Source organism: Kineococcus rubinsiae (assembly GCF_011839805.1).
GTDB classification, from domain to species: Bacteria; Actinomycetota; Actinomycetes; order Actinomycetales; family Kineococcaceae; genus Kineococcus; species Kineococcus rubinsiae.
On the sequence record NZ_VWPY01000078.1, the window covers coordinates 1 to 15,823 of the forward strand.

The window sequence follows — 15,823 nt, forward strand, 5'->3', positions numbered from 1 at the left end:
GGGCGCGGCCGCGCGCGCCGACCGCCGCGCGGTGACCGCGGCCGACGCGGCCGCCCGGACCGCGGACGACACCTCCCGCGCCGCCGACGCCGCGGCCCTCGCCTCCCTCGGCGCGCTGCGCGACGCCGCGGAGCAGGCGGGCAGGCTCACCGACGCCCTGACCGCGGCGCAGGTGGACCTGGACGCCCTCGACACCCGCGCGGCCCGGCTGCGGGCCGCCGAGGACGCCGCCCGCGCCCTTGAGCAGGCCCGGGCGGCCGCCGCGGCCCTGGCCGCCACGGCCGCCGCCGCGGCGCAGCGGGTCCCCGCGCGGGGCGTGCCGGTCGACTACGCGGGCCTGTACGCCTCGGGCGCCGCGACCTGCCCGGGGATGCGCCCCTCGCTGCTCACCGCCGTCGGGCAGGTCGAGAGCGGCCACGGCCGCGACGTCGGACCGTCCTCCGCCGGGGCGCTCGGGCCCATGCAGTTCATGCCGGCCACCTTCGCCGCCTACGCCGTCGACGGGGACGGCGACGGCGACACCGACGTCCTCGACCCGGCCGACGCCGTGGCCACCGCGGCCGCGTACCTGTGCGCCGGCGGGGGTGGCCGCGGGCGCGCCGGGGAGGCCGCCGCGCTGTGGAGCTACAACCACGCCGACTGGTACGTCGCGATGGTGCAGCGCCTGGCCGACGAGCTCGACGCGGCCCCGCCGCCCGGCTGAGGCCGGCGCCCAGCTCAGCGAGGAGGCGGGCTCAGGACGGCGTCGGGTCCAGCCGGGCGATCGCCGTCCCGTCCAGCGTGCGCACCTCGACCGAGGCGATCTCCGTGCGCGGCAGCGCCGTCGCGCCCGTCACCTGCGCGTCGTGGCCCGGCACGGCCGTCCACGTCCCGATCTGCTCCACGGACCCGGCGCGGTCGGTCACGACGAGCGCGTAGTCGTAGGGCGGGCTCGTCGTGGCGGGCGCGTAGGCGCAGGTGATGTCCACCTGGGTGCCCCAGTCCACGCCGGTCAGGCGCGCGGTGATGGTCAGGGGCGTGGGCAGCAGCGGGCGCAGCACGCTCAGCGGACCCGGGGACGGGGTCGTGGGCGTCGGGGTCGGGGACGCGGGCGAGGACGGGCTGGGCAGCGCCTGGCCGGGGCCGTCCGGGCGCCCGGACCCGACCACGCCGGAGGTCACGACGACGGCCGCGACGACCGACGCCGCGACGAGACCCGCAGCGGCGCCCCCGGCCCAGCGGCGCCGACGGCGCTGGGCCCGCACGGAGCGCAGGAGCGCCGGCAGCAGCGTGTCGGGCACGGGGCCGGCGTCACCGGACGGCAGCGCACCCCCGGCCGGCCCGCCGCCCGGTCCGCCCGTGGCGAACCCGTCGACGGCCTCCAGCGGCACGCGGGACAGCAGCCCGGGCAGGGCGGCCAGGTCCTGGACCGCCTCCCGGCAGGCCGGGCACTCCGGGAGGTGGCGGGCGAAGGCGTCAGCGTCGGCCGGGGACAGGGCCCCGAGGACGTAGGGACCGGCCCACGTGGCGTAGGTGTCGTCGGGCGGGTCGAGGGCCGGGGTGGGGTCCTGGCGCATCAGCGGGTCACCCCCATCTCCTGCAGCGCGAGGCGCAGGTTCATCAGCGCGTAGTGGGTGCGGGACTTCACGGTGCCCTCGGGGACGCCCAGGACCCGGGCGGCCTCGGCCACCGACCGGCCGAGGAAGTAGCACTCCCGCAGGACCGCCCGGTGCTCGGGCGACAGCCGGGCGAGGGCCTGCGCGACCACCCAGGACTGCAGGGCGGCCTCGGACTCGTCGGCGACGACCCGGTCGGGGACCTGGTCGGTGACGGCCTCGCGGCGGTGGCGGGCCGAGCGCCAGTCGTCGATGACGAGCCGCTTGGCGACCGTGAACAGCCAGCCGCGCGTGGACCCGCGGCCCGGTTCGAGGGCCTGCGGGTGCCGCCACGCGCGTAGCAGCGTCTCCTGCACGATGTCGTGCGCGCTCGCGCGGTCACCGGTGAGCGAGACGACGTAGCCCCACAGGGCCCCGGCGTGCTCGTCGTGCAGGGCGCGCACGAGCGCCTCGTCCGCCTCCACCCGCCACCCCCGCCCTCTCCCCTGCCCGGCCGCCGCTGCACCCACGACCGTGCTGGTGCGGGTCCTCCGACCTCACCACGGGACAGCCGCCCCGCGGGTTCGATCCGCGTCCCGGGGGCCGGCGGGCCCGCTCTAGCGTGCGGGGCATGGGGATGGCGACGGGGACCGAGCCGGTGCCGGCCGCGGTGCGGCGGCTGACGGGACGCTGCCGGGCGGTGCCGGTGTGGACCAACGACCACGGCGGGGTGACCTTCCGCCTCGAGCCCCCGGCGGAGTCGGACCCTCAGGTGGAGGTCGAGGCGGTTCCCGGGCCGGTTGACCCTCAGGTCGAGGCAGAGACCAGGCTCCGCTTCGCCAAGTGGCAGCCCCGCTCCTCCCCCGTCGACCTGCACGGGGAGGCGGCGCGGATGCGGTGGGCGGCGCAGTACGCCGTCGTCCCCGAGGTGCTCGAGGTCGGGGACGACGCCGAGGGCCGCTGGCTGCTCACCCTCGGCCTGGACGGGGAGACGGCGGTCAGCGACCGCTGGCGGGCCGCACCGGCGCTCGCCGTGCCCGCGCTGGGCCGGGCGCTGCGGCACCTGCACGACGCGCTGCCCGTGGACGGGTGCCCGTTCGACTGGGGCACCGGCCACCGGCTCGCGCGCACGGTCGGCGACGCCCGGGCCCTGCGGGAGCCTCCGCCCGTGGACCGGCTCGTGGTCTGCCACGGCGACGCCTGCTCGCCCAACACGCTGCTGCGCGAGGACGCGAGCCTCGCGGGGCACGTCGACCTCGCGACGCTCGGCGTCGCCGACCGTTGGGCCGACCTGGCCGTCGCGACGATGGCCACGACCTGGAACTACGGGCCGGGGTGGGAGGCGCCGCTGCTGGCCGCCTACGGCGTCGAGCCCGACCCGGTGCGCACGGCGTACTACCGCGCCCTCTGGCACGCCGGACCCTGACGCGCTCCCGGGCGCGACACCGGGGCGCTCAGACGGTCCACTCAGACGGTCCACTCAGACGGGGCGCTCAGACGGCGCGGGCGCTGAACCGGCCGTCGCGCGCGGTGACGTCCAGGCGCAGCCCGAACGTCGTCGACAGCTGTGCCGAGGTGAGGACCTCCTCGACCGGCCCGGCCGCGACGACGCGGCCCGCGCGCAGCAGGAGCGCGTGGGTGGTGCCGACGGGGATCTCCTCGACGTGGTGGGTGACCAGCACGGTCGCGGGCGCCGCGGGGTCGGCCGCGAGCGTCGTCAGCCGGCGCAGGAGGTCCTCGCGGCCGCCGAGGTCGAGGCCACCGGCCGGCTCGTCCAGCAGCAGCAGCTCGGGGTCGGTCATGAGGGCGCGGGCGATCTGGGTGCGCTTGCGCTCGCCGTCGCTGAGGGTGCCGAAGGTGCGCTCGGCGAGGTGGCCGACGCCGAGGAGCTCCAGGAGCTCGGTGGCGCGGTCGAGGTCGTCGCGGTCGTAGCTCTCCTGCCAGCGGCCGGTGACGCCGTAGGCGGCGGTGACGACGACGTCGCGCACGCGCTCCTGGCCGGGCACGGCCCGGGACAGGGCGGTGCTGGCCAGGCCGATGCGGGGGCGCAGCTCGAAGACGTCGACCTTGCCGAGGACCTCGCCGAGGATGCCGACGGTGCCGCTGGTGGGGAAGAGCCGGCCCGCGGCGACGGAGAGCAGCGTGGACTTGCCGGCGCCGTTCGGCCCGAGGACCACCCAGCGCTCGCCGTCGTCGACCGCGAGGTCGACGGAGTCCAGCAGGAGGCTCTGCCCGCGTCGCACGGTCACCGCGGACAGGTCCAGCACGTCGCTCATGGGGCCCGACCCTAGCCAGGGGCCCGGGCCGCGGCAGGCGGGGGCGGGCGGGCGGGTGCGGCAGCAGGGCTGCGGCAGTGGGCGTCACCGCCGCCGGGGGCAGCACCGGGCGGGTCGTAGGCTGCCGTGGTGCTCGACCTGCCTCGATCCGCGCGGCTGGCTGCCTGGGGCAGCAGCGCGCTCGCTGGGACCGTGCCCGTGAAGGACGCCGTCCGGGCCGTCGTCCGCGACGACGAACCGCACGCCGTGCGCTGGGACGGGGACGCACCCGCGCTGCCGCGGCTGCCCGCGGCGCGCGCCGACGACCTCCTGACCCTGCTGACGTCCCTGAGCGAGGCCGGCGGCGCGCAGCTGCTCCTGGCGCTGCCCGTGCCCGGTGACCCGCGGGGCCTGCCGGGCCCGGCGGCGGTGAACACCGTGGCGCTGGAGGCCGGGGAGTGCGTCGTCGTCGAGGCGGCCGGGGCGCTGGAGCGGTGGGCGCTGGTCCCCGAGGTCGTCGAGTTCGGCTCGGTCCTGGAACCGGGCGCCATGGTGACGTGGTCGCTGCTGGGGGCCGCGCCGCGCCGCGCGCCGGAGAGCTCGAGCGTCGCGGAGTCCGAGCGGGAGCTGCGCACGGCGCTCGTGACGGCGACGCAGGCGCTGGCCGACCTCGACGTGGCCCGCTGGCGCGAGGACGCGGCCGACCGGATCGCCGCGGTGCGCGACGGCGGACTGGTGCGCGACGCGGTGCCGCCGGCGGTGTCCCCGCGGGCCGCGCGGGTGCTGCAGACCGCGGCGCGGGTGCTGGCCATCGTCGACCTGGCCGTCGAGGACGACGGGGCGGCCATCACGAGCTTCGAGGCGTCCTCGCGCGCGCAGGCGCTGCGGGAGGTCGCCGGCGTGGCCCGCCGGGCCGTCATCGCGGCCGTCAACGCCCACACCGAACCCGCCCGCCCCTGACCCCGCGGTGACCGTGCAGGAGCACCGGCACCATCGGGGCGGGACCGGTCAGCCCGCGGCGAAGGTGCGGCGGTAGGCGGTCGGGCTGAGCCCGACGACGCCCGCGAGGTGGTGGCGCAGGGCGGCCGCACCGCCGAGCCCGCAGGCCGACGCGACGGCCTCGACGCTCAGCGTCGTCGTCTCCAGCAGGTGCCGGGCGCGCTCGACGCGCTGGTGCACGAGCCACTCCCCCGGCGACGAGCCCGTCTCGGCGCGGAAGCGGCGGGTGAAGGTCCGCACGCTCGTGGCGGCGTGCGCGGCGAGGTCCGCGAGCGCCAGGGGCTCGGCCAGGTGCTCCAGCGCCCAGGCGCGGGTGGGGCCCGTGCCCAGGCCGGAGGCGGGCGGCAGGGGGCGTTCGATGAACTGGGCCTGCCCGCCCGGGCGGACGGGGGCGACGACGCAGTAGCGGGCGGTGCGGTTGGCGACCTCGCTGCCGTGGTCGGAGCGGACGACGTGCAGGCAGAGGTCGACGCCCGCGGCGAGGCCCGCGGAGGTGAGGACGTCGCCGTCGTCGACGAAGAGCAGGTCCTCGTCGAGCTCGACGTCGGGGTGCAGGCGGCGGAAGTCGGCGGCCTTGTCCCAGTGGGTGGTGGCGGGCCGCCCGGACAGGAGCCCGGCGGCGGCGAGCACGAACGCGCCGGTGCAGATGGACATGACGCGGGTGCCGGGGCGCAGGAGCGCGAAGGCGGCCGCGAGCTCGGGGTCGAGGGTGCCGTGGCGGCGGGGGCCGGGGACCGTCGTGCCGGGCACGACGAGGGTGTCGGCGGTGGCGAGGGCGGACTCGTCGGCCTGCGGCAGGATCGAGTACCCGCTGAGGGTGCGCACGGGGCGACCGCCGAGGCCGCAGACGACGACGTCGTACAGCGGGGTGCCGTCCGCGTCCTCGGCGGCGCCGAAGACCTGGGGCGGGATGGTCGCGTCGAAGCCGACGACGGGTTCGAGCGCGAGGACGACGATCCGGTGCACGGGTGGACGCTAGCCCGGGCGCGGCCCCGGTGTGGCCGGATCTCGACGGAACATGTCCGTCCGGCCACTCACGGCGGGCCACCGGAGCCGTCACGATGTCCGGGTGAGAACCCGTCCGCACCCCGCCTGGGGCGTCGCCGCCGTCACCTTCGCCACCCTGCTCGCCGCCGGCGCGTTCCGCTCCGTCCCCGGCACGCTCATGGAGCCCATCTCCGCGGAGTTCGGCTGGTCCATCGCGAGCATCTCCACGGCCGTGTCGGTCAACCTCGTCCTGTACGGCCTCATCGCGCCCTTCGCGGCGGCCCTCATGGGCCGCTTCGGCGTGCAGCGCGTCGTCAGCGTCGCCCTGCTGCTGGTCGCCGCCGGGGGCGCCGGCTCGGCGTTCGTCGACGCCCGCTGGCAGCTCGTCGCCACGTGGGGCGTCCTGGTCGGCGTCGGGACGGGGTCGATGGCCATGTCGCTGGCCGCGACCGTGGTCGGCCGCTGGTTCGCCGCGCGCCGCGGGCTCGTGACGGGGCTGCTCGCCGCGGCCGCCTCCGCCGGGCAGCTGGTGTTCCTGCCGCTGGTGGCCCACCTCGCCGAGACCTCCGGCTGGCGGCTGCCGTCGCTGGTCATCGCGGCCGTGGCGCTCGCCGTCGTGCCGTTCGTGCTGCTGTTCCTGCACGAGCGGCCCGCCGACCGGGGGGTCCTCGCCTACGGGGCCGGCGGCGACGAGCCGGTGCCGCCGAGCGCCCGGCTGACGGCGTTCTCCGCGCTGCGCCTGGCCGTGCGCCGCCGCGCGTTCTGGTTCCTCGCGGGTGGGTTCGCCATCTGCGGCGCCTCGACGAACGGCCTGATCGGCACGCACTTCGTCTCCGCGGCCCACGACCACGGAATGCCCGCGACCACGGCCGCGTCGCTGCTCGCGCTGGTCGGGCTCTTCGACGTCGCGGGCACGATCGCCTCGGGCTGGCTCACCGACCGGGTCGACGCCCGCTACCTGCTGCTGGGCTACTACCTGCTGCGCGGGGTCTCGCTGCTGCTGCTGCCCAGCGTGCTGTCGCCCGGTGTCGAGCCCGCCACGTGGGTGTTCGTGGTGTTCTACGGCCTGGACTGGATCGCCACCGTCCCCCCGACGATCGCCCTGTGCCGCCAGCACTTCGGTGACGCCGGGGCCGTCGTGTTCGGCTGGGTGTTCGCCTCCCACCAGGTCGGCGCCGCGATCGCGGCGTTCGCGGCCGGGGCCGTGCGCGACGCCACGGGCGACTACGCGGGCGCCTTCTACGGCGCGGGTGCGCTGTGCCTGGCCGCCGCCGCGTTCTCCCTGCTGGTCGGACGCCAGGCCGGCGGGACCCCCACCGGCCCGGGTGTCCCGGCCGGCCCGGGGGCGCCCGCCGTCGCCCCCGAGGTCGACGGCGTCAGCGCGCCGGCCGCGACGCCAGGGCCCGGTTCCCCGCGGGCCGCCGGGGACCCGGCAGGAGCACCGCGCTGAGGACGCCGGGCACTAGCGCCCCCGTCCACGCCGTGGGCCCCCCGCGGCAGGGCGGACTCCTGGACGGCGAGAACCACGTCGTCGGGGTGGCGCCGGAGCCGGTGAGACCGGGCCCCTCGCGCGTCAGCCCAGGACGCCCCGGTAGACCTCCAGGGTCCGCTCGGCGATCGCGGTCCACGCGAAGTGCTCCACGGCGCGGGTGCGCCCGGCGGCGCCGCGGGCGCGAGCGCGGTCGGGGTCCGAGGTCGCCTCCGCCAGGGTCCCGGCCAGGTCGGCGACGAAGCGCTCCGGGTCCACGGGGGCCCCGGTGCCGTCGGTGACCTGCTCGATGGGCACGAGCCAGCCCGTGACGCCGTCGTCGACGACCTCGGGGATCCCGCCCGTGGCCGTGCCGACGACCGCTGCGCCGCAGGCCATCGCCTCGAGGTTGACGATGCCGAGCGGTTCGTAGACCGACGGGCACACGAACACCGTGGCCTGGGAGAGGTGCTCGAGCAGCTCCGCGCGCGAGAGGTGGCGCTCGAGCCAGACGACGCCGGAGCGGCGCTGCTGCAGCTCCGCGACGAGGCCCGCGACCTCCGCGGCGATCTCGGGGGTGTCCGGCGCGCCCGCGCACAGCACGAGCTGGACCTCCGGCGGCAGCAGGGCCGCGGCGCGCAGCAGGTGCGGCAGGCCCTTCTGGCGCGTGATGCGGCCGACGAAGACGACGCTGGGCCGGTCGGGGTCGACACCGTTGGCGCGCACGAGGTCGCGGCCCTCCACGGGCGTCCACTGCTGCGCGTCGATGCCGTTGTGCACGACGTGGACGCGGGCCGGGTCCAGCGCCGGGTAGCTGCGCAGGATGTCGGCGCGCATGCCCGCGCTGACCGCGACGACGGCGGCGGCGGCCTCGAACGCGGTGCGCTCGGCCCACGACGACAGCGCGTACCCGCCGCCGAGCTGCTCGGCCTTCCACGGCCGCAGCGGTTCCAGGCTGTGGGCGGTCACCACGTGGGGGATGCCGTGCAGCAGCGAGGCGAGGTGCCCGGCGGTGTTGGCGTACCAGGTGTGGGAGTGCACCAGGTCGGCCCCGGCCGCGCCCGCCGCCATCGGCAGGTCCACGCCCAGGGTGCGCAGGGCCGCGTTGGCCCCCGCGAGGTCCGCGGGTTCGGGGTAGGCGGTCACGCCGGCCTCCGAGCGCTCGGCGCCGAAGCAGCGCACCAGCACCTCGGGACCGCCGGGGACCGCGCGCAGCGCCCGCACCAGTTCCTCCACGTGCACGCCGGCACCGCCGTAGACCTCCGGCGGGTACTCCTTCGTCAGCAGGTCGACACGCATGCGGGGCTCCTCGTCGGGCGGACGTCGCTCGTCCGGGTCGGCGGCGCGGTGCGGGTCCGTGCGGGGTCCGCGGCGCCGGGGCCCGTCACCGTACCGCCGCCGGGCCGCGCGGGGAGGTCGGGCGCGATCGTGATCCACGGGAGGTGGGCACGGGCGTGGCAACGGGCCTATGGTTCCCCCGTGGCAGCTCCGAACGTCCTCGCGATCGTCCTCGCCGGCGGGGAGGGCAAGCGGCTGATGCCGCTCACCGCCGACCGCGCCAAGCCCGCCGTGCCGTTCGGGGGGACGTACCGGCTCATCGACTTCGCCCTGTCGAACCTGGTGAACGCCGGCTACCGGAAGATCGTCGTGCTGACGCAGTACAAGTCGCACAGCCTCGACCGGCACATCTCCCAGGCGTGGCGCATGTCGAACCTGTTCGGCAGCTACATCGCGTCCGTCCCGGCGCAGCAGCGCGTCGGCAAGCGCTGGTACCTCGGCAGCGCCGACGCCATCTACCAGTCGCTGAACCTCATCTCCGACGAGCGCCCCGACTACGTCGTCGTGGTCGGCGCCGACCACGTCTACCGCATGGACTTCCACCAGATGGTGGAGCAGCACATCGCCACGGGCGCCCCCTGCACGGTCGCCGCGATCCGCCAGCCCATCTCGCTGGCCGACCAGTTCGGCGTCATCCAGCAGGACGCGGGCGACCCGACGCGCATCGCGCAGTTCCTCGAGAAGCCCAAGAACCCGCAGGGCCTCGCCGACGCCCCGGACCAGGTGCTCGCGTCGATGGGCAACTACGTCTTCACCACCGACGCCCTCGTGGACGCCGTCACCCGCGACGCCGATGCCGACGACTCCAAGCACGACATGGGCGGCGACATAGTCCCGTACTTCGTCGAGCGCGGTGAGGCCGGCGTCTACGACTTCAAGGACAACGACGTCCCCGGCGCCACCGACCGCGACCGCGCCTACTGGCGCGACGTGGGGACGCTGGACTCCTACTTCGAGGCCCAGATGGACCTCATCTCCGTGATGCCGGTCTTCAACCTCTACAACTACGAGTGGCCCATCATCACGGCGCAGGACTTCTACCCGCCGGCGAAGTTCGTGCACGGCTGGCAGGGCACCTACGGCCACGCCGTGAACTCCATCATCTCCTCGGGGACCGTCGTCTCCGGTGCGCTGGTGGAGAAGTCGGTCGTCTCGCCCAACGTGCGGCTGGACTCCTGGGCCCACGTGAGCGAGTCCGTCCTCATGGACGGGGCGCGCATCGGCCGCCACGCCGTCGTGCAGCGCGCCATCATCGACAAGTTCGTCGAGGTGCCCGACGACGCCCGCGTCGGGGTGGACCCCGAGGAGGACCGCGCCCGGGGTTTCACGGTCACCGACTCCGGCATCACCATCGTGGGCAAGGGCCAGACGATCGTCCCCTGAGCACCCTGCCGTCGCGCCGCGACGGGGGCTGCGGCAGCATCCGGTCATGACCTCTGCAGCCGCACCCCGTCCGGTGCGCATCGGTGTCCAGATCCAGCCGCAGCACGCCGACTACCCCGCCATCCGCCGCGCCGCCGCGGCGGTGGAGGAGATGGGCGTCGACGTCGCCTTCAACTGGGACCACTTCTACCCGCTGTCCGGGGAACCCGAGGGCAAGCACTTCGAGTGCTGGACCATGCTCGCGGCCTGGGCCGAGGCGACCAGCCGCATCGAGATCGGCGCGCTGGTCTCCTGCAACAGCTACCGCAACCCCGAGCTGCTGGCCGACATGGCCCGCACGGTCGACCACATCTCCGCCCACGACGGCGACACGGGCCGGCTGATCCTGGGCATCGGCTCGGGCTGGTTCGAGAAGGACTACACCGAGTACGGCTACGAGTTCGGCACCGCCGGCGGGCGCCTGAACGCCCTGCGCGACGACCTGCCGCGCATCGAGGAGCGCTGGGGCAAGCTCAACCCGGCGCCCACCCGCAAGATCCCCGTCCTCATCGGCGGGGGCGGGGAGAAGAAGACGCTGCGCATCGTGGCCCGCCACGCCGACATCTGGCACGGCTTCGGCGACGCCGAGACGATCGCGCACAAGCACGAGGTCCTCGACGCGCACTGCGCCGACCTCGGCCGCGACCCGGCGGAGATCGAGCGCTCCGCGGGCGCGCCCACCGACGGCGACCCGGCCGGCATCGGCGAGGAGCTGTACGCCGTCGGCACGCGGCTCATCACCGTCAACGTGGGCGGCCCGGACTACGACCTGTCGCCGCTGGCGCCGTGGCTGGCGTGGCGCGACGAGAAGAACGCGGCCCTGGGCGCCTGAGCCGCGCGGGACGGGCGCCGCGGCGCCGGTAGCGTCTGCGGACGTGAGCACCGGCACCAGCGGCACCCGTCCCACCGTCCTGGTCACCGTCACCGGTCGCGACCGCCCCGGGGTGACCTCGGCCCTGTTCACGGCCCTGGCGGGCACCGGCGCGGACGTGCTGGACGTCGAGCAGGTCGTGGTCGCCGACCACCTCACCCTCGCCGTCCTGCTGGGCGAGAGCGCCCCCGGCGGCGTGGAAGCCGCCCTGGCCGGGCTCGACGCCGCGGCCGGGGTGACCGTGACCTGCGCCCCCGGGGGCGACGCCGACGGGCCCCGCCGCCCGCGCCGCCTGCACGTCACCCTGCTCGGCGCCCCGCTGCTGCCCGCGGCCGTGGCCCGCATCACCGCGGTCGTCGCCGCCCACGGCGCCAACGTCGACCGCATCCGGCGGATGTCGCGCACCCCCGTCACGAGCATCGAGCTGGACGTCTCGACCACGGGCACCGCCGCCGACCTGCTCGACCTGCGCCGGACGCTGGCCACCGCGGCCGGGGAGCACGGCGTCGACGTGGCCGTCTCCCCCGGTGGCCTGGCCCGCATGGGCCGGCGGCTGGTCGTCATGGACGTCGACTCCACGCTGATCCGCCAGGAGGTCATCGAGCTGCTCGCCGCCCACGCGGGCCGCGAGGCCGAGGTGGCCGCCGTGACCGAGCGCGCCATGCGGGGGGAGCTCGACTTCGCCGCGTCGCTGCGCGAGCGCGTGGCCTGCCTGGAGGGCCTCTCCGTCGACGTCCTCGCCGACGTGCGGGCCGCGGTCGAGCTCACGCCCGGCGCCCGCACGCTCGTGCGGACCCTGCACCGCCTGGGCTTCACCCTGGCCCTGGTCTCCGGCGGGTTCCTCGAGGTCGTGGGGCCGCTGGCCGCCGACCTCGGCATCGCCCACGCCCGGGCCAACCGCCTGCAGGTCGTGCACGGGCGCTTCACCGGCCGCCTGCTGGGCCCGGTCGTCGACCGCGCCGCCAAGGCCCGAGCGCTGCGGGAGTTCGCGGCCGCGGAGGACCTGCCCCTGCACCGCACCGTGGCCATCGGCGACGGCGCCAACGACCTCGACATGATCGACGCCGCAGGGCTCGGCATCGCCTTCAACGCCAAGCCCGTCGTGCGCGCGCAGGCCGACGCCGCGGTCAACGTGCCGTACCTCGACGCCGTCCTGCCGCTGCTGGGGATCACCCGCGACGACGTCGAGGACGCCGACGCCGCCGAGGGCGTGCTGGCCGAGCCCTGAGCCGTCAGGCCCAAGCCGCCACCCCTGAGCCGTCAGCCAGGAGCCGTCAGCCCCGGCCCTTGGCCCAGGTCGCCAGGGCGGCGAGCGCCACGACGACGAGGAGCATGACGACGACCGCCAGCCAGCGCCGCGCCCCCGAGGAGGCGGGCGGGCGCTGACCGGGCGGGCGACCGCCGGGCGGGAGGGCCATCAGGAACCCATGGCGTGGAACCCGCCGTCCACGTGGACCATCTCGCCCGTGGTCGCCGGGAACCAGTCCGACATCAGCGCGAGGCAGGCGCGCGCGGCCGGCTCGGTGTTCGTGTTGTCCCAGCCCAGCGGCGCGCGCTCGCCCCAGGTGGCGTCGAGCTTCTCGAAGCCGGGGATCGAGGTCGCGGCCGTGGTGCGCAGCGGGCCGGCGGAGACGACGTTGACGCGCACGCCCTGCGGGCCGAGGTCGCGGGCCAGGTAGCGCGCGGTGGACTCGAAGGCCGCCTTGGCCACGCCCATCCAGTCGTAGACGGGCCACGCGACGGTGGCGTCGAAGGTGAGCCCGACGACCGCGCCGCCCTGGCTCATCAGGGGCAGCGCCGCGACGGAGAGCGACTTCAGCGAGAACGCCGAGACCTGCACGGCCATGGCGACGCTCTCCCACTCGGTGTGCAGGAAGTTGCCGCCCATGGCGTCCTTGGGCGCGAAGCCGATGGAGTGCAGCACGCCGTCGATGCCGTCGACGTGCTCGCGGACCCGCTCGGGCAGCGCGGCGAGGTCCTCGGCGCTGGTCACGTCCAGCTCGATGACCGGCGCGGGCTTCGGCAGCCGCTTGGCGATCGTCTGGGTGATCTTCATCTGGCGCCCGAAGGAGGTCAGGACGACCTCGGCCCCCTCCTCCTGCGCCACGCGCGCGACGCCGAAGGCGATCGAGCGGTCGGTCAGCACTCCGGTGACGAGCAGTCGCTTGCCGTCCAGCAGGCCCATCGGGTTCCTCTCCTCGATCCGGCGGGACGTCCGCCGGGGGTGTCGTCGTGCACTCTCTCGCGCCCGGCGGGGTTCCGCCGCGCACGGTGCCCCGGGGGGCGGGTCAGCGAGCGGTCGCTGCGGGTCGCAGGGGCGGTCAGTGCCCCATGCCGAGGCCGCCGTCGACGGGCAGCACCGCGCCGTTGACGTAGCCGGCGTCGGCCAGGAAGAGCACCGCGTGCGCCACCTCGGCGGCCTGGCCGAAGCGGCCCGCGGGGATGCCGGCCTGGTACTTCTCCTGCAGCGCGGGGGCGAGGTCGGCGGTCATGTCGGTCTCGATGAACCCCGGTGCGACGACGTTGGCGGTGATGCCGCGCCCGCCGAGCTCGCGGCCCAGCGACCGCGCGAGGCCCACGAGCCCGGCCTTGCTGGCCGCGTAGTTCGTCTGCCCCGCCGAGCCGAGCAGGCCCACGACGCTGCCGACGAAGACGACGCGGCCCCGCTTGGCGCGCACCATGCCGCGCACGGCCCGGCGCGCGCAGCGCCACGCCCCGGCGAGGTTGGTGTCGACGACGGCGTCGAAGTCCTCGTCGGACATCCGCATGAGCAGCTGGTCGCGGGTCGTGCCCGCGTTGGCGACCAGGACCTCGACGGGGCCGTGGGCGGCCTCGACCTTCGCGAAGGCCGCGTCGAGGGCCGCACCGTCCGTGACATCGGCCACAACGCCGAGCATCCCGGCCGGCGCCTCGCCCGAGCGCAGGGTGATGGCGACCTTGTCACCGCGCTCCAGGAAGGCCTGGGCGATCGCGAGGCCGATCCCGCGGTTCCCCCCCGTCACGAGCACGCTGCGGGGCCCTGGAAGGGCTGTGGAGGCCGTTCCAGCGCTCGCGCGACCCGTCGCGGGCGCCGCTGCCGCAGGGGCCTGGGCGGTGGTCTCGGGGGCACTCTCGTCAACCGGCACGGGGAGGAAAGCTAACGCATCTCGGATGGCGGGCCCACAGGGCGGGCTTACCGTGGCTGAGTGCCGACGCACCCCTCCGCCCCCGGGCGGCGACCCCACGAAGACCACCGGCCCGACGAGACGTACCGCATCACGACGGCGCCCACCTCGCAGACCGCCGACATCGGCATCCGGTACCGCAAGTACGTGATCCAGATGGTGATCCGGACCGCGTGCTTCCTGCTGTTCGTCCTGGTCCACCACTGGATCCGCTGGTTCTTCGTCGCGGGGGCGGTGTTCCTGCCCTACGTCGCCGTGGTGCTGGCCAACGCCGGCCGCGAGAGCAAGGGCCCGCCGCCCGAGTCCTTCTCGGTGCCCGAGGAGCCGGTGCGCCAGCTGCCCGCCATCGAGGCCAGCATCACCGACATCCGCCCGCCCTCGCCGCGCCCCGCGCCCCCCGCGGACCGGCCGGGCGCCGGCCCCGCCCAGCCGCACCCCTCGGGTTCACCGCGGCGGTGATCGGCGTTTCCCCGCGCGACGCGCCATGGCCGACGTCGACGGCGGGCCTGCGCGGTGCGACACTCCTCGACGTGGACACTCCAGCCGTCCCCGCAGTGCTCCGGCGACGAAGCACCCGCGGGGAACCGGGGCACGAACCGATGAGCGATCTCGTCTGCAGCGCACGCGGCTGCACCTCCCACGCGGACTTCGGTCTGCTGTGGAACAACCCCAGCCTCCACACGCCCGAGCGGCGCAAGACGTGGCTGGCCTGCCCGGAGCACCGCAACCACCTCACCCAGTTCCTGGGCGCGCGCGGCTTCCTGCGCGAGGTCGTCGACGCGGACGAGCTCTCGACCCGGTGACGTCGGCCCCTCTGCGCGAGGGTCCGACCGGCCCGGCCCCCGCACCGCCCCCGCGGCGCAGCGTGCTCACCCTGCTGCGCGAGCCGCGCTGGCTGCGCGGCCTGGCGTTCGCGATCGCCGTGGCGCTCGTGTGCGTGGTGCTCGGTCAGTGGCAGTGGCACCGCCGCCAGGAGCGGCTCGCCCGCAACGCCCCGCTGATCGGCAACTACGACGCGACCCCCGTGCCGGTGGACTCCGTGCTGCCGGCCGGGCCCGCGCTGCGCGCCGCCGACGCGTGGACGCCCGTGCGCGCCACCGGGACCTACGACCGCGCCGCGACCGTGTTGGTGCGCAACCGCCCGCGCGACGAGCAGACCGGCTACGAGGTGCTGGTCCCGCTGACGCTGGCCGACGGCAGCTCCCTGCTCGTGGACCGCGGCTGGGTGCCCGCGGGCTCCGACAGCGCCCGGCCCGACGAGGTGCCCGCTCCCCCGGCCGGTGAGGTCAGCGTGGTGGCCCGGCTGCGGCCCTGGGAGCCCGCCCGCGACACGACGGCCCCGGCGGGCCAGGTCTCGACGATCGCCCGCGGCTCCGTCGCCGCCGCGGCGTGCGCGGAGGGCGACGACGACCTGCGCGGCGGGTACGCGGTGCTGGCCTCGGAGACCCCGGCGCCCGCCGACGCCCCCCTGCCCGCCCTGCGTCCCGACGTCGACGAGGGCCCGCACCTCGCCTACACGATCCAGTGGTACGGCTTCGCGGTCACGGCGCTCGTGGTCTGGGTCGTCGCGGGGCGCCGCGAGCTGGAGACCCGGCGCACCGGGGCGCTGCCCGGCGACCCGGCCGCGGGGACACCGCCGGACCCCACCGCGCCGGACACGTCGGCCCCGGCCTCGTCCGACGCCGTGTCCGCCGACCCGGACCCGCGCGACACGCCCGGGCGGGAGACGGCGGAGCGGCCGGCCC

Annotated in this window: 18 protein-coding genes; 10 read left to right on the top strand and 8 right to left on the bottom strand. The window is 76.3% G+C overall.

Going from position 1 to position 15,823, the window contains the following annotated elements; translation table 11 throughout:
- Positions 1–703, top strand: a 703-nt coding sequence (locus F1544_RS23670) for a lytic transglycosylase domain-containing protein (protein ID WP_208972388.1), incomplete at its 5' end; no start/stop codon positions are given.
- 31 nt (positions 704–734) lie between these two features.
- Here F1544_RS23670 and F1544_RS21665 read toward each other — a convergent pair.
- Both F1544_RS21665 and F1544_RS21670 read right to left on the bottom strand, forming a co-directional pair.
- The gene (locus F1544_RS21665) at positions 735–1,556 is read right to left on the bottom strand and encodes an anti-sigma factor family protein (RefSeq protein ID WP_167588275.1); all 822 of its coding nucleotides are present in this window, start codon (positions 1,554–1,556) and stop codon (positions 735–737) included.
- A complete protein-coding gene (locus F1544_RS21670) occupies positions 1,556–2,059 on the bottom strand; it encodes a sigma-70 family RNA polymerase sigma factor (protein ID WP_167588276.1) in 504 nt (167 codons plus the stop codon). The genes F1544_RS21665 and F1544_RS21670 overlap by 1 nt, the downstream gene beginning before the upstream one ends.
- A 146-nt stretch (positions 2,060–2,205) precedes the next feature.
- Here F1544_RS21670 and F1544_RS21675 point away from each other — a divergent pair, with 146 nt between their 5' ends.
- Positions 2,206–3,000, top strand: a complete 795-nt coding sequence (locus F1544_RS21675; RefSeq protein WP_167588277.1) for a phosphotransferase — start codon at positions 2,206–2,208, stop codon at positions 2,998–3,000.
- A gap of 67 nt (positions 3,001–3,067) precedes the next feature.
- On the opposite strand, the gene F1544_RS21680 is transcribed toward F1544_RS21675, so the two are convergent.
- The gene (locus F1544_RS21680; RefSeq protein ID WP_167588278.1) at positions 3,068–3,850 is read right to left on the bottom strand and encodes an ABC transporter ATP-binding protein; all 783 of its coding nucleotides are present in this window, start codon (positions 3,848–3,850) and stop codon (positions 3,068–3,070) included.
- Between the two features lie 129 nt (positions 3,851–3,979).
- Here F1544_RS21680 and F1544_RS21685 point away from each other — a divergent pair, with 129 nt between their 5' ends.
- On the top strand, positions 3,980–4,789 hold the full coding sequence (locus F1544_RS21685) for an Rv1486c family protein (RefSeq protein ID WP_167588279.1): 810 nt from the start codon (positions 3,980–3,982) through the stop codon (positions 4,787–4,789).
- Positions 4,790–4,837: 48 nt separating this feature from the next.
- Here the strand turns inward: F1544_RS21685 and F1544_RS26635 are convergent, their stop codons facing one another.
- Positions 4,838–5,794, bottom strand: a complete 957-nt coding sequence (locus F1544_RS26635) for a GlxA family transcriptional regulator (RefSeq protein WP_167588280.1) — start codon at positions 5,792–5,794, stop codon at positions 4,838–4,840.
- A gap of 52 nt (positions 5,795–5,846) precedes the next feature.
- Between F1544_RS26635 and F1544_RS21695 the strand changes: the two genes are divergently transcribed.
- Complete coding sequence (locus tag F1544_RS21695; RefSeq protein ID WP_167588281.1) at positions 5,847–7,265, top strand: MFS transporter; 1,419 nt, start codon at positions 5,847–5,849, stop codon at positions 7,263–7,265.
- 123 nt (positions 7,266–7,388) lie between these two features.
- Here the strand turns inward: F1544_RS21695 and glgA are convergent, their stop codons facing one another.
- Entirely contained in the window at positions 7,389–8,582 is a 1,194-nt protein-coding gene (gene glgA, locus F1544_RS21700) for a glycogen synthase (protein ID WP_167588282.1), read from the bottom strand.
- A 180-nt stretch (positions 8,583–8,762) separates the two neighbouring features.
- Here glgA and glgC point away from each other — a divergent pair, with 180 nt between their 5' ends.
- The 3 genes from glgC to serB are packed head-to-tail and all read left to right on the top strand — an operon-like array spanning position 8,763 to position 12,142.
- Positions 8,763–10,004 carry a glucose-1-phosphate adenylyltransferase gene (gene glgC, locus F1544_RS21705; protein ID WP_167588283.1) on the top strand — a complete coding sequence of 414 codons (1,242 nt, stop codon included), beginning with the start codon at positions 8,763–8,765 and terminating at the stop codon, positions 10,002–10,004.
- A gap of 46 nt (positions 10,005–10,050) precedes the next feature.
- Positions 10,051–10,875 (top strand): LLM class F420-dependent oxidoreductase, encoded by an 825-nt coding sequence (locus F1544_RS21710; RefSeq protein WP_167588284.1) that lies wholly within the window; start codon positions 10,051–10,053, stop codon positions 10,873–10,875.
- A 43-nt stretch (positions 10,876–10,918) separates the two neighbouring features.
- Entirely contained in the window at positions 10,919–12,142 is a 1,224-nt protein-coding gene (gene serB / locus F1544_RS21715; protein ID WP_167588285.1) for a phosphoserine phosphatase SerB, read from the top strand.
- 46 nt (positions 12,143–12,188) lie between these two features.
- Here the strand turns inward: serB and F1544_RS21720 are convergent, their stop codons facing one another.
- From F1544_RS21720 to F1544_RS21730, 3 genes are all read right to left on the bottom strand, one after another.
- Positions 12,189–12,332, bottom strand: coding sequence for a hypothetical protein (locus tag F1544_RS21720; RefSeq protein ID WP_167588286.1), 144 nt, complete (start codon positions 12,330–12,332; stop codon positions 12,189–12,191).
- Positions 12,332–13,099 carry an enoyl-ACP reductase FabI gene (gene fabI / locus F1544_RS21725; RefSeq protein ID WP_167588287.1) on the bottom strand — a complete coding sequence of 256 codons (768 nt, stop codon included), beginning with the start codon at positions 13,097–13,099 and terminating at the stop codon, positions 12,332–12,334. Before fabI ends, F1544_RS21720 begins: the two co-directional genes overlap by 1 nt.
- Before the next feature lie 136 nt (positions 13,100–13,235).
- The gene (locus F1544_RS21730) at positions 13,236–13,922 is read right to left on the bottom strand and encodes an SDR family oxidoreductase (RefSeq protein WP_308470255.1); all 687 of its coding nucleotides are present in this window, start codon (positions 13,920–13,922) and stop codon (positions 13,236–13,238) included.
- 177 nt (positions 13,923–14,099) lie between these two features.
- Here F1544_RS21730 and F1544_RS21735 point away from each other — a divergent pair, with 177 nt between their 5' ends.
- From F1544_RS21735 to F1544_RS21745, 3 genes are all read left to right on the top strand, one after another.
- Positions 14,100–14,537, top strand: coding sequence for a DUF3099 domain-containing protein (locus F1544_RS21735; RefSeq protein ID WP_167588289.1), 438 nt, complete (start codon positions 14,100–14,102; stop codon positions 14,535–14,537).
- Between the two features lie 140 nt (positions 14,538–14,677).
- Positions 14,678–14,881: a hypothetical protein gene (locus F1544_RS21740; RefSeq protein ID WP_167588290.1), complete on the top strand. Its 204-nt coding sequence runs from the start codon at positions 14,678–14,680 to the stop codon at positions 14,879–14,881.
- The coding region (locus F1544_RS21745) for an SURF1 family cytochrome oxidase biogenesis protein (RefSeq protein WP_167588291.1) at positions 14,878–15,823 on the top strand (946 nt) is incomplete at its 3' end. The genes F1544_RS21740 and F1544_RS21745, both read left to right, overlap by 4 nt.

Bases quoted from the DNA above. Each gene is read 5' to 3' on its own strand.
- F1544_RS21665 (WP_167588275.1), bottom strand. From the start codon at position 1,556: ATGCGCCAGGACCCCACCCCGGCCCTCGACCCGCCCGACGACACCTAC.
- F1544_RS21675 (WP_167588277.1), top strand. From the start codon at position 2,206: ATGGGGATGGCGACGGGGACCGAGCCGGTGCCGGCCGCGGTGCGGCGG.
- F1544_RS21680 (WP_167588278.1), bottom strand. From the start codon at position 3,850: ATGAGCGACGTGCTGGACCTGTCCGCGGTGACCGTGCGACGCGGGCAG.
- F1544_RS21695 (WP_167588281.1), top strand. From the start codon at position 5,847: ATGTCCGTCCGGCCACTCACGGCGGGCCACCGGAGCCGTCACGATGTC.
- glgA (WP_167588282.1), bottom strand. From the start codon at position 8,582: ATGCGTGTCGACCTGCTGACGAAGGAGTACCCGCCGGAGGTCTACGGC.
- F1544_RS21710 (WP_167588284.1), top strand. From the start codon at position 10,051: ATGACCTCTGCAGCCGCACCCCGTCCGGTGCGCATCGGTGTCCAGATC.
- F1544_RS21720 (WP_167588286.1), bottom strand. From the start codon at position 12,332: ATGGCCCTCCCGCCCGGCGGTCGCCCGCCCGGTCAGCGCCCGCCCGCC.
- fabI (WP_167588287.1), bottom strand. From the start codon at position 13,099: ATGGGCCTGCTGGACGGCAAGCGACTGCTCGTCACCGGAGTGCTGACC.
- F1544_RS21740 (WP_167588290.1), top strand. From the start codon at position 14,678: ATGAGCGATCTCGTCTGCAGCGCACGCGGCTGCACCTCCCACGCGGAC.